Origin of the sequence: Frigoribacterium sp. MCBA15_019, from assembly GCF_001864945.1 — a bacterium.
In the GTDB taxonomy this organism is placed as follows: Bacteria; Actinomycetota; Actinomycetes; order Actinomycetales; family Microbacteriaceae; genus Frigoribacterium.
Genome location: NZ_MJGS01000018.1, coordinates 112392 through 124767, shown reverse-complemented (window position 1 = coordinate 124767; position 12376 = coordinate 112392). Strand labels below are relative to the sequence as shown.

General features: G+C 70.9%; 9 protein-coding genes and 1 tRNA gene. 2 read left to right on the top strand and 8 right to left on the bottom strand.

Translation table 11 applies throughout. The features are described 5' to 3' along the window. Position 1 precedes the first annotated feature (1 nt). From mfd to BIV04_RS14135, 4 genes are all read right to left on the bottom strand, one after another. Entirely contained in the window at positions 2 to 3613 is a 3612-nt protein-coding gene (gene mfd, locus BIV04_RS14150; RefSeq protein WP_071257049.1) for a transcription-repair coupling factor, read from the bottom strand. Between the two features lie 97 nt (positions 3614 to 3710). Continuing rightward, entirely contained in the window at positions 3711 to 4301 is a 591-nt protein-coding gene (gene pth / locus BIV04_RS14145; RefSeq protein ID WP_043597796.1) for an aminoacyl-tRNA hydrolase, read from the bottom strand. 60 nt (positions 4302 to 4361) lie between these two features. Further along, entirely contained in the window at positions 4362 to 4997 is a 636-nt protein-coding gene (locus tag BIV04_RS14140) for a 50S ribosomal protein L25/general stress protein Ctc (RefSeq protein ID WP_071257011.1), read from the bottom strand. A 298-nt stretch (positions 4998 to 5295) separates the two neighbouring features. Further along, on the bottom strand, positions 5296 to 5838 hold the full coding sequence (locus BIV04_RS14135; protein ID WP_255364304.1) for a gluconokinase: 543 nt from the start codon (positions 5836 to 5838) through the stop codon (positions 5296 to 5298). Positions 5839 to 6039: 201 nt separating this feature from the next. On the opposite strand from BIV04_RS14135, the gene gndA reads away from it, so the two are divergent. Further along, positions 6040 to 7443, top strand: a complete 1404-nt coding sequence (gndA, locus tag BIV04_RS14130; protein WP_071257047.1) for an NADP-dependent phosphogluconate dehydrogenase — start codon at positions 6040 to 6042, stop codon at positions 7441 to 7443. 1082 nt (positions 7444 to 8525) lie between these two features. On the opposite strand, the gene BIV04_RS14125 is transcribed toward gndA, so the two are convergent. The 4 genes from BIV04_RS14125 to BIV04_RS14110 form a co-directional block, all read right to left on the bottom strand. Beyond that, positions 8526 to 9503 (bottom strand): ribose-phosphate diphosphokinase, encoded by a 978-nt coding sequence (locus tag BIV04_RS14125; protein ID WP_055974200.1) that lies wholly within the window; start codon positions 9501 to 9503, stop codon positions 8526 to 8528. 41 nt (positions 9504 to 9544) lie between these two features. Continuing rightward, positions 9545 to 10978 (bottom strand): bifunctional UDP-N-acetylglucosamine diphosphorylase/glucosamine-1-phosphate N-acetyltransferase GlmU, encoded by a 1434-nt coding sequence (glmU, locus tag BIV04_RS14120; protein WP_071257010.1) that lies wholly within the window; start codon positions 10976 to 10978, stop codon positions 9545 to 9547. A 121-nt stretch (positions 10979 to 11099) separates the two neighbouring features. Next, complete coding sequence (locus tag BIV04_RS14115) at positions 11100 to 11588, bottom strand: DUF4126 family protein (RefSeq protein ID WP_071257009.1); 489 nt, start codon at positions 11586 to 11588, stop codon at positions 11100 to 11102. 94 nt (positions 11589 to 11682) lie between these two features. Next, positions 11683 to 11754, bottom strand: a tRNA-Gln gene (locus BIV04_RS14110). A 127-nt stretch (positions 11755 to 11881) separates the two neighbouring features. Between BIV04_RS14110 and BIV04_RS14105 the strand changes: the two genes are divergently transcribed. Further along, positions 11882 to 12376, top strand: a complete 495-nt coding sequence (locus tag BIV04_RS14105) for a MarR family winged helix-turn-helix transcriptional regulator (protein ID WP_055974208.1) — start codon at positions 11882 to 11884, stop codon at positions 12374 to 12376.

Here is a 12376-nt window from a genome sequence, read left to right as displayed (position 1 = left end):
GTCAGTTCGCCGCGGCCGTGTCGGTCGCCGGACGGGCGACCGGGGCGGAGTAGATCGCCGACAGGAGCTGCTCGACCCAGACGATCAGCTCGTCGTCGCTCGGCGCCTGCCCGTGAGCGCGCGGCAGGGGCACGCTGACGGCGTTCGCCTGCGCGAACCACCGCGCACCCGGGTACATGCGCTGCAGCCGGACCTGCATGCTGTCGGGCAGATCGATGCCGGCGACACGCAGGTTGCTGCCCATGACGACCACCTCGCTGAGGCCTGCCTTCTGGGCCGCGCGGCGCAGGCGCGAGACCTCGATCAGGGCGAGCACGGGTGCCGGGGGCTCGCCGTAGCGGTCGGTGAGTTCGTCGAGCACCGAGTCGATCTGGTCGTCGGTCGAGGTGGGCGAGCTGGCCGTCGAGAGCTTCTGGTAGGCCTCGAGGCGCAGTCGCTCGCTCTCGACGTACTCTTCGGGCACGTGGGCGTCGACCGGCAGTTCGAGCCGCAGCTCGGTCTGCCCCTCGGCGACGTCACCGCGGAACGAGCTGACGGCCTCACCGATCATGCGCAGGTACAGGTCGAAGCCGACACCGGCGATGTGCCCGGACTGCTCGCCGCCGAGCAGGTTGCCGGCCCCGCGGATCTCGAGGTCTTTCAGGGCGACCTGCATGCCCGCGCCGAGCTCGTTGTTGGCGGCGATCGTCTCGAGCCGGTCTTGGGCGGTCTCGCTGAGCGGCTTGTCGGCGTCGTAGAGGAAGTACGCGTAGCCGCGCTCTCGGCCTCGACCCACCCGACCGCGCAGCTGGTGCAACTGGCTGAGCCCGTACTTGTCGGCCCGGTCGATGATCAACGTGTTGGCGTTGGCGATGTCGAGGCCGGTCTCGATGATGGTGGTCGAGACGAGGACGTCGAACTTGCGCTCCCAGAAGTCGACCATGACCTGCTCGAGCGTCGACTCGGCCATCTGACCGTGGGCGACGGCGACGCGGGCCTCGGGCACCAGCTCGGCGATCTGGGCCGCGATGCGGTTGATGCTCGACACGCGGTTGTGCACGTAGAACACCTGCCCCTCGCGGAGCAGCTCGCGCCGGATCGCCGCGGCTTTCTGTCGGTCGCTCTCGGGGCCGACGAAGGTCAGGATCGGGTGGCGGTCCTCGGGCGGGGTGGCCAGGGTCGACATCTCGCGGATGCCCGTCACGGCCATCTCGAGCGACCGCGGAATCGGGGTCGCCGACATGGCCAGGATGTCGACGTTCGTCTTGAGCTTCTTGAGGGCGTCCTTGTGCTCGACGCCGAAACGTTGCTCTTCGTCGATGATGACGAGGCCCACGTCCTTGTACGAGATGCTCTCGCTGAGCAGCCGGTGCGTGCCGATGACCATGTCGACCGTGCCGTCGCCGAGCCCGGCGATCGTCTCTTTCGACTCTTTGGCCGTCTGGAACCGGCTGAGGCTGCGGAGGTGCACGGGGAATCCGGCGAATCGGTCGCTGAACGTGTCGAAGTGCTGCTTCACGAGCAGGGTCGTCGGCACGAGCATCACGACCTGCTTGCCGTCTTGGATGGCCTTGAACGCCGCGCGGACGGCGACCTCGGTCTTGCCGTAGCCGACGTCGCCCGAGAGCAGGCGGTCCATCGGGATCGGGCGCTCCATGTCGGCCTTGATCTCGTCGATGGTCGTCAGCTGGTCGGGGGTCTCGGCGAACGGGAAGGCCTCTTCGAGCTCGCGCTGCCAGGGGGTGTCGGGCGGGAACGCGTGGCCCTTGCTCGCCATGCGGGCCGAGTACAACTTGACGAGCTCGACGGCGATGTCGCGGACGGCCTTGCGCGCCTTGCCCTTGGCGGCCGCCCAGTCGCCGCCACCCATCTTGCTGAGCGACGGGGCCTCACCCCCCACGTAGCGGCTGAGCAGGTCGAGCTGGTCGGTCGGGACGTACAGCTTGTCGCCGGGATAACCGCGCTTCGAGGGTGCGTACTCGAGCACGAGGTACTCGCGGGAGTGCTTGACCGCGTTCTTCCCGCCGCTCGACACCTCGCGACTGGTGAGCTCGAGGAACTTGCCGATGCCGTGGGTCGAGTGCACGACGACGTCGCCCGGCTTGAGCTGCAGGGGGTCGACGACGTTCTTGCGTCGGGTCGCGAGCTTCTTCACCTGACGCGAGTCGTAGTTCGCCGAACGGCCGTAGAAGTCGGACTCGCCGAGGACGGCGATCTTGGACTCGAAGAGCTCGAATCCGGCCTCGACGCCACCGGCCACGAGGTGGACGACACCGGGTTCGAGGGTGTCGGGCAGGTTCTCTTCGAGGCGCGCGGCGACCTCGCGCTCGGCGAGCACGTCGCGAGCACGCTCGACGAGGCCTGTGCCGCGGGCCGTGACGACGACGGACCAGCCGTCACGCACGCGCTCGACGACGTGCTCGAGGGCTCCCTCGGCGTGGCCGCTGAAGCTCGGCACGACGGCGGCGTCGACCCGCACGTAGTCACCGGCCGACGCGACGGCCTCGTCGTCGGACAGGACCTCGCCCGAGTCGAAGCCGCTCATCGTGAACCACGACCTGTCGCCGGCCGCCTCCCGCAGGTCGCGGAGGCTGAGGAAGTCGCCCGAGTCGAGGTCGATCGGCGCCTCGGCACCGGCGGTCGCGGCGTTCCAGGCGGCCGACAGGAACTCGCGGTTGGTGTCGGCCAGACTCTGCGCGCGCGACACCACCCGCTCGGGCGAGAGGACGACGATGGAGGCGCCGGCCGGAAGGTAGTGCGTCACCGGCACCAGCCGGTGCACGAGCGCGGGCGCCAGGCTCTCCATGCCCTCGACCGGGATGCCCTCGGCGATCTTGGCGAGCATCTGGGAGAGGCTCGGGAACTCGTGCTGCATCTCGCGGGCGCGTTGACGGACGGGCTCGGTCAGCAGCATCTCGCGGCTCGGAGGCAGCTCGACCGACGAGACCTCGCCGTCGAGGCTGCGCTGGTCGGCCACCGAGAAGCGACGGATCTGGTCGACCTCGTCGCCGAAGAAGTCGACGCGGACGGGGTGCTCGGCCGTGGGCGGGAAGACGTCGAGGATGCCGCCACGGACGGCGAACTCGCCCCGGCGGGTGACCATGTCGACCCGGGCGTACGCCAGGTCGACGAGATGGACGGCGATGCCCGAGAGGTCGTGCCCGCGTTCTCCGACGGTGAGCCGCACGGGGTCGAGCTCGACGAGGTTGTCGCTGAGCGGCTGGAGAGCCGCGCGCACACCGGCGACGACGACGATCGGCCGCACGGAGCCGGGCGCCTCGGCCGCCTCGCGCTGCCAGATGGCGAGGCGTCGCAGGGCGTGGATGCGCTTGCCGACCGTCTCGGCGCTGGGGCTGAGGCGTTCGTGCGGCAGGGTCTCCCACGCGGGGAACTCGATGATCTCGGCCTCGGGCAGGTAACTGTCGAGCGACCCCCGGACCGCCTCGGACTCGCGGCCCGTGGCGGTGACGACCAGCATCGCCTGCGGACCCTCGCGACGGTCGAGCAAGCCCGCGAGCAACGGGACGCGGAGGCCGTCGACGACCGAGAAGTCGGTGCTGCGAGCGGCCCGGTCGAGGGCCGCGGAGAACGTGGAGGCGCGCGAGAGCGCCTGGATCAAGCCCGCGAGTATCACCCGCACGATGTTACGCGGCACCACCGACACCGCGGCCGGGGTTCGCTGACGGCGACACCGGGACAGGGCCCGAGGCGGGCGGCATCCGGCGAGCCGGTCAGCTCTTCGCGGTGTGGAACTTCAGCTGGGCTGCCGTGAGCCCGTCGGTCGCGATCATCTCGACGGCGTCGGCCGCGTCACCGATCAGGAACGGCAGCTCTTTGCGCTCGGTGGACGAGAAGTCCTTGAGGACGAAGTCGGCGGCGGGTTGCCGGCCGGGGGGACGGCCGATGCCGACCCGCACCCGGGTGAACTCGTTCGAGCCGGTGGCGGCGATAATGTCGCGGATGCCGTTGTGGCCGCCGTGGCCACCACCGTGCTTCAGCCGGACGACGTCGAAGTCGATGTCGAGTTCGTCGTGGACGACGATCAGCCGCGACACGTCGAGGTCGTAGTACCGCAGGAGGGCCTGCGTAGGCCCGCCCGAGACGTTCATGTAGGTCGCGGGCTTGGCCAGCACGAAGCGAGGGCCGCCGGGGGCGGTGCGCCCCTCGGCGACCGTCGCGTTCGTGCGATGGTTCTTGAAGCCGGCGGACAGACGGTCGGCCAGTTCGGCCAGCACCATCTGCCCGACGTTGTGCCTGTTGCCGGCGTAGCCGGGCCCGGGGTTGCCGAGCCCGACCACGAGCCACTGGTCGTCGAGTGCCATCGTCGTGGTCGTCGTTCTCTCAGTGGGTCTGCGCCGGCAGGGTGTTCGGGGTGTGCCGTGTTACTCGGAGCGCTCTTCGTCCTCGATGGAGTCGACGTCGCCCTCGGCCTCGGCGGCCTCGCCGTCCTCGTCGGAGACCGCGTCGGTCGTCAGGTCGAGCTGGGGCACCGAGACGGCGAGCACGAGGGTCTCGGGCTCGCTGACCAGGGTCGCGCCCTTGGGCAGCACGAGGTCGGCAGCCGAGACCTGGGCGCCTTCTTCGAGGCCCTCGATCGAGACGACCACGTTCTGCGGGATGTGGGTGGCCTCGACCTCGAGCTCGACGACGTTGAGCTCGACGACGTGGATCGTGCCGGGAGCCGACTCGCCCTCGACGTGCACGGGGACCTGGACGGTGACCTTCTCGCCCTGGCGGACGACGATGAGGTCGATGTGCTCGATGGTCTGCTTGACCGGGTCGCGCTGGATGTCCTTGACGAGGGCGAGCTGGTTCGTGCCCTCGATGTCGAGCGTGATGACGGCGTTGGCGCGACGCGTGATCAGCATGGTCTCGTGACCGGGCAGCGTGACGTGCTGAGGGTCGGTGCCGTGGCCGTAGATGACCGCGGGGATCTGGTCGTTCGCACGGATCTTGCGAGCCGCGCCCTTGCCGAAGCTGGTGCGCACGAGGGCGCTGAGGGTGTTCTGGTCGGACATGTCGTCTCCTTGCAGGGGCCGCGAACGGCCCGGGGGTGTGTGGTCGGTGTCAACTCGAACGCGCATCGCGTGAGGAAGGACCCGCAACCCGAGGGGCGCCGCCCGAGGGACGATCACCGCTGCACGAGTGGTGCCTGAGCACCGAGCGCCTGCCTACCGCGTCGATCACGGGTGCCGGAGCACCCCTCGCCGAGGTTCAGCTACCTAGGCTACACGTCGGCCGGGCGTGTCGCCAACCCGCGCCTCCTCGGTTCGTCCGCCCGCGAGGGCGCCCTCGTCCGCCCGCCAGGGCGCACGGTCAGTGCTCAAGCTCGCCGCGTCGCACGGCCTCGAGGTGGGCCACGACGGCCGCCACGACGTCGTCGGGGCCGGGACGCACGTCGACCTCGAAACCGGCCTCGTCGTCGGCCAACGGCTCGAGGGTCGCGAACTGCGACTCCATCAGCCCGGGCGGCATGAAGTGCCCCTTGCGCTCGCGCTGGCGACGGGCGACGAGGTCGCGCACGCCGGTCAGGTGGACGAACAGGAGGCGCGGGTCGCCTTCGCGCAGGACGTCGCGGTACGCCTTCTTCAACGACGAGCAGGCCACGACCACCGAGTCGTCGCCCGCCGCGGCGATGCGGTCGGCGACGATGTGGAGCCACGGCCACCGGTCGTCGTCGTCGAGCGGGTGCCCCTCGGCCATCTTGCGGCGGTTGGCCTCGGGGTGCAGGTCGTCGGCGTCGACGAACGGGATGCCGAGGGTCTCGGCCAGCAACTCGCCCACCGTCGACTTGCCCGATCCGGAGACCCCCATCACGACGACGGGCGGGAAGGGAGCGGGGTGGGGGTGGTCGGTCACGGACGGCCTTCGATCGGGGAAACGGTTGCGTCAACCCTAGGTGAGCCGCCGCCGAGGGGTACGGACGGTGCCTGTCGGACGCTCGGCGTCGAGGCATAGTCTGCGGGCACCACCGACCGAGAAGGAGGCACCGTGACCGAACACGGAGCAGCATCGCAGTCCACCGCCCAGGCGAACATCGGAGTCGTCGGCCTGGCCGTCATGGGCTCGAACCTGGCGCGCAACCTCGCCAGCCGCGAGGGCAACACGGTCGCCGTCTACAACCGCTCCCCCGAGCGCACCGACACCCTGATGGACGAGCACGGCGACGCGGGGTTCATCCCCTCGAAGTCGATCGAGGACTTCGCGGCCTCACTGCAGAAGCCGCGCACCGCGATCATCATGGTGCAGGCCGGTCGCGGCACCGACGCCGTCATCGACCAGCTCGCCGACGTGTTCGACGAGGGCGACATCATCGTCGACGGCGGCAACGCGAATTTCCAGGACACCCGCCGACGGGAGGCCACCCTCAAGGAGCGCGGACTCAACTTCGTGGGCGCCGGCATCTCGGGTGGCGAGGAAGGCGCCCTGAAGGGTCCGTCGATCATGCCCGGCGGCTCGAAGGAGGCCTACGAGACGCTCGGCCCGATCCTGGCGTCGATCGCGGCCGTGGCCGAGGGCGAACCCTGCGTCACGCACGTCGGAGCCGACGGCGCGGGCCACTTCGTCAAGATGATCCACAACGGCATCGAGTACGCCGACATGCAGCTCATCGCCGAGTCGTACGACCTGCTGCGCCGGGTCGGCGGCCACGAGCCCGCCGCCATCGCCTCGGTCTTCGAGGAGTGGAACAAGGGCGAACTCGAGTCGTACCTGATCGAGATCACCGCCGAGGTGCTCCGCCAGACCGACGCCAAGACGGACGGCCCGCTCGTCGACTCCATCGTCGACCAGGCCGGCTCGAAGGGCACGGGCGTCTGGACCGTGCAGAACAGCGTCGGGTTGGGCGTGCCGGTCGGCGGAATCGCCGAGGCCGTCTTCGCCCGGGCCGTGTCGTCGAAACCCGCCCAGCGCTCGGCCGTGCAGAAGACCCTGCAGGGACGGCCCACGATCCAGGAAGCCGGCGACGGCTTCGAGGACGACGTGCAGAAGGCGCTCTACGCCTCGAAGATCGTCGCCTATGCCCAGGGCTTCGACGCGATCATCGCCGGTGCCGACGAGTACGACTGGGACATCGACAAGGGCGCCATCGCCAAGATCTGGCGCGGTGGCTGCATCATCCGCGCACAGTTCCTCAACCGCATCGTCGATGCCTACGAGAAGGACGCGTCGATCGCGACCCTGCTCGAGGACGACTATTTTGCCGCGGCCGTCCGCGACGGCGAGGACGCCTGGCGCCGCATCGTCGCCAAGGCCGCCCTCTCGGGCATCCCCGTGCCCGGGTTCGCGTCGGCCCTGTCGTACTACGACTCGCTCGCGTCGGAACGCCTGCCCGCCTCGCTCATCCAGGGGCAGCGCGACTTCTTCGGGGCACACACCTACCAGCGCGTCGACGAAGAGGGCACGTTCCACACCCTCTGGTCTGGCGACCGGTCCGAGATCGAGACGGAGCCGTCGACCCACTGACGGATGCCCCGGGGGCGCTCACCGCGCCTCCTGCGTTCTGACGGGCGTGCCCGTCGATGCGGTGCCGCTGCGGCGGCCGGCGTCGACGGGCACGCCCGCTCGTCGTCCCGCCGCAGCGGGCCTCGGGGCTCCCCCACGCCACCCCGCCCACGTCGACAACTCAGGAGAACGACCACCGGAACGGCCCGCAGGAGGCGCAGCGCAGCCGAACTCCGGAGTTGCCGACCACGACGAAGCGGCAGCACAAGCCGAGCCGGGCCGCCATGGCGACGGGACGTTCCGCGTCGCGCGCAGCAGGACCCCACACCACTCCGCCCGCGTCGGCAACTCAGGAGAACGACCACCGGAACGGCCCCCAGGAGGCGCGGCGCAGCCGAGCTCCGGAGTTGCCGACCACGACGAAGCGGCATCGCAAGCCGAGCCGACCCGAGCCACCACTGCGATGGGCCGGCCCGGCTCGCGCACCGCGCGGCTCCACGCCACCCCACCCCCGGGTCGGCAACTCAGGCGAACGACCACCGGAACGACCCGCAGGAGGCGCGGCGCAGCCGAACTCCGGAGTTGCCGATCACGACGAAGCGGCATCGCAAGCCGAGCCGAGCCGGGCCGCCACTGCGATAGGACAGACCGGGCGCGCCACGCAGCCCCCACACCACCCCGCCCACGTCGACAACGCAGGCGAACGACCACCGGAACGGCCTGCAGGAGGCGCGGCGCAGCCGAACTCCGGAGTTGCCGACCGCAGACGAGCGGGCCGGGCCGGGCTGAGCGGGGGTGACTGGGGTGGGAGACCGGGCAGGGCGGAGCGGCCGGAAGCGGGCGCGGTCAATCGGCGCCGCCGGACATCGGGGCGGCCGGAACAGTGCGGGCAGGATGGGGCTAGGCGGCAGCACCGGACGGCGGGGCGGCCGGAACAGCGACGGGCGGGATGGGGCTGAGCGGCGGCGGCGAGGCGACCGGCGAGCGTCAGCGGGGTGGGGCTGAGCGGCGGACGGCGAGGCGGCCGGCCGAGCGTCAGCGGGGTAGGGCTGGGCGGCGGCGCCGGACGGCGGGGCGACCGGCCCAGCGTCAGCGGGGTGGGGCTAGGCGGCGCCGTCGAACATCGAGGTGACCGAGCCGTTGTCGAAGACCTCGTGGATGGCCCGCGCGATCAGCGGGGCGATGGGGAGGATCTCGAGCTTGTCGAACTTCTGGTGCTCGGTGAGCGGCAGGGTGTCGGTGACGACGACCGAATCGATGAACTCGCTGTTGAGGATCTCGGGGGCGGGGTCGCTGAAGACCGCGTGGGTCGCGGCGACCACGACGCCGATCGCGCCGGCGGCCTTGAGCGCCTCGGCGGCCTTGACGATGGTGCGACCGGTGTCGATCAGGTCGTCGACAAGCAGGCACACACGACCCGAGACGTCGCCCACGATCTCGTGGACGGTGACCTGGTTCGGCACCAGCGGGTCACGACGCTTGTGGATGATGGCGAGGGGGGCGTCGAGCTTCTCGCTCCAGATGTCGGCGACGCGGACGCGCCCCATGTCGGGCGAGACCACGGTCAGGGTGGTGTTGTCGAGCTTGGCGCGGAAGTGCTCGAGCAGCACGGGCATGGCGAAGAGGTGGTCGACCGGGCCGTCGAAGAAGCCCTGGATCTGCGGGGCGTGCAGGTCGACGCTCATGATGCGGTGCGCGCCGGCCGCCTTGAAGAGGTCGGCGACGAGCCGGGCCGAGATCGGCTCGCGACCACGGCCCTTCTTGTCTTGCCGGGCGTACGGGTAGAACGGTGCCACGACGGTGATGCGCTTGGCCGAGGCCCGCTTCAGCGCGTCGACCATGATCAGCTGTTCCATCAGCCACTCGTTGATCGGGGCCGAGTGCGACTGGATGACGAAGGCGTCCGAGCCGCGGACGCTCTCGTCGAAGCGGGCGTAGAGCTCGCCGTTGGCGAAGGTGCGGGCGTCGGTCGGGATCAGCTCGCTGCCGAGCTCGGCGGCGATCTGGTTGGCCAGTTCGGGGTGCGCACGCCCCGAGATCAGAACGAGTCGGTTCTCGCCGGTGATCTTGATTCCGGACACGTCACTCGCTCTCCGGCCCCGAGGGGCCAACCCGACCGGGTTCAGTCGGTCGTTCGTTCGGCACGAGCGGCGGCCTCGGCAGCCGCCGAGCCGGGGCGGTTCGCCTCGACCCATCCGCTCGCATTGCGCTGTGGAGCGATGCTCAAGGCCAGGGCACCGGCCGGCACGTCTTTGCGGACGATCGTTCCGGCGCCTGTGTACGCTCCGTCGCCAATCCTAACGGGGGCGACGAAGACGTTGTGCGACCCGGTGCGGACGTGCGACCCGACCTCGGTGCGGTGCTTGTTCACCCCGTCGTAGTTGGCCGTGATGGTGCCGGCGCCGATGTTCGAGCCCTCGCCCACCTCGGTGTCGCCCACGTAGCTGAGGTGCGGCACCTTCGACCCGGCGCCGATCTGCACGTTCTTGGTCTCGACGAACGTGCCGATCTTGCCGTCGGCCGACAGCAGGGTGTTGGGCCGCAGGTACGCGAACGGACCCACGGAGGCGCGGGCACCGATGACCGCGAGGGTCGCGTCGGTGCGCTTGACCGTCGCCCCCTCGCCCACCTCGGTGTCGACGAGGGTCGTGTCGGGGCCGACGACCGCGCCCGGGGCGATGTACGTCGCGCCGCGGAGCTGGGTGCCGGGCAGCAGCTCGACGTCGGGGCTGAGGGAGACGTCGCGGTCGATCCAGGTGGTCTGCGGGTCGACGATCGAGACGCCCTCGCGCTGCCAGTGCTCGACGATGCGGTCGTTCAGGCGACGGGCCGCGGCGGCGAGCTGCACGCGGTCGTTGATGCCCTCGAGGCGCCACGTCTCGTCGATCGCCCGGGCGGCGACGACCTCGCCGGCACCGGTGAGCAGGCCGACCATGTCGGTGACGTACTTCTCGTTCTGCGCGTTGGCCGACCCGATGCGGGGCAGGTGGGTGCGCAGGGCGTCGACCGTGAAGACGTAGGTGCCCGAGTTGATCTCGCGCACGGCACGCTCGTCGACGGTGGCGTCCTTGTGCTCGACGATGCGGTCGACGTCGCCCGAGTCGCGACGGACGACCCGCCCGTAGCCGGTGGCGTCGGGCAGCACGGCGCTCAGCAGCGTCGCCGAGGCGGACGCGGCACGGTGCTGGTCGAGCAGGGCCGTGAGCGTCGCGTGGTCGAGGAAGGGCACGTCGGCGCTGACGACCACGACGTCGCCGGTGAACTCGGCGGGCAGCGCCTCCACCGCTTGTTCGACGGCACGACCGGTGCCGGGCACGTCGTCTTGATCGACCACGAGGGCGTGCGGGGCGGTGTCGAGCACGCTCGCGACGACGAGGTCGCGCTCGTGCCGCACCACGGCGACGAGGTGGTCGGGCTGGAGGGCGCCGGCACTCTCGAGCACGTGCTGGATCAACGGCAACCCCGCCAGGCGGTGCAGGACCTTCGGGGTCGAGGACTTCATGCGCGTGCCCTGCCCTGCGGCGAGGACGACGACGGCGAGCTGGCGTTCGGGCATGGTGCTCCTTGGTGAGGGGTGGCGCGTGATCACCGCCGATCCTCCCACGGGAGGCGACGCGGCCGCGGGTCACCCGCCCGGCGTGGGGACGCGGCCGTCGACGCGACGGGGTGGGGAGGAGTCAGCGCGACCGGACGACGGCGACCGAGCCCGAGATCGCGACGGCGTCCTCGACGAGGGCGACGACGACGTCGGGCACGCCGGTCTTCTCGACGACGGCCTTCCGGGCCCGGTAGAAGAGCCAGCTGCCGACGAGGGCTCCGGACGCCCCGGCGAGGGCTGCCGCCACAGGGGTGCCTGGGCGGCCGGTGCCGGCCATCGCGATGCCCGCGACGGCGCCGGAGACCGCCCGTCCGAACAGCGGCCCGGCACCGACCCGACTCGGCGTGGCCGGGAGCTTGTCACCGACCAGTTCACCGACGCCGGCGGCCACCAGGGCACCGCGACCGATGGGCGAGCGGAACAGGCGCCAGCGCTGCCACCGGCCCCGCGCCTCCTGGACGTCGTGGTTGAGGGCGAGGACGGCGAGAGGCGTCGCCGAGCGCGACCCGCTGAGGACGCCGAGCAGGGCGGCACGGAGGAGGGGCGGCACGGAGCTGGTCTTCGACATGACGGGAGTCCTCGTCGTCAGGTGGACGCCGGGGCGCCCACGATCGGGAGCGGGACGGGACCGACGAGCCGACCGCGACCTGCGACGCTCGGGGCTCCGCCACCAGGATTCGAACCTAGACCTAACAGCTCCAAAGGCTGTCGTGCTGCCGTTACACCATGGCGGACCGCGCGTGCGCGCCGGACCATTCTGCCAGACCGCGACTCGACCGAGGTGACCGCGAGGGGTGACGTGCCCGCCGGGCCGCACCCGCGCCTCCCGCGTCCGAGGACGGCCTCGGGCATGATGGGCGGATGCCCGAGCAGGACGAGGTCGACCGGATCGTCGAGGCGTGGCGCCACGAGCGACCCGACCTTGACTTCGCGCCGCTCCACGTGCTCTCGCGCGTGGGTCGTCTGTCGAAGCACCTCGACCGGGCGCGACGCGAGGCCTTCCACGCCAGCGACCTCGAGTCGTGGGAGTTCGACGTGCTCTCGGCCCTGCGCCGTGCCGGCGATCCCTACCAGCTGAGCCCCAAGACGCTGCTGCAGCAGACCCTCGTCTCGAGCGGCGCGATGACCAACCGCATCGACCGGCTGGTGGCGCGGGGCCTGGTCGAACGCCGCACCGACCCGAACGACGGCCGGGGCATCCTGGTCACGATGACGACCGAGGGGCGCCGCGCCGTCGACGCCGCTATCGAACGACTCGTCACGGCCGAGGACGCCCTGCTCAGCGATCTCAGCGACGACGACCGTCGACGGCTGACCGAGCTGTTGCGCACGCTGAGCCTGACGCTCGGCGGCTGA

What these genes read in the sequence shown, in the direction of transcription:
- pth (WP_043597796.1), bottom strand. Translation starts at nt 4,301, where the DNA reads ATGGCACTCGACGACCAGTGGCTCGTGGTCGGGCTCGGCAACCCCGGG.
- BIV04_RS14140 (WP_071257011.1), bottom strand. Translation starts at nt 4,997, where the DNA reads ATGTCCGACCAGAACACCCTCAGCGCCCTCGTGCGCACCAGCTTCGGC.
- gndA (WP_071257047.1), top strand. Translation starts at nt 6,040, where the DNA reads ATGGGCTCGAACCTGGCGCGCAACCTCGCCAGCCGCGAGGGCAACACG.
- glmU (WP_071257010.1), bottom strand. Translation starts at nt 10,978, where the DNA reads ATGCCCGAACGCCAGCTCGCCGTCGTCGTCCTCGCCGCAGGGCAGGGC.
- BIV04_RS14115 (WP_071257009.1), bottom strand. Translation starts at nt 11,588, where the DNA reads ATGTCGAAGACCAGCTCCGTGCCGCCCCTCCTCCGTGCCGCCCTGCTC.
- BIV04_RS14105 (WP_055974208.1), top strand. Translation starts at nt 11,882, where the DNA reads ATGCCCGAGCAGGACGAGGTCGACCGGATCGTCGAGGCGTGGCGCCAC.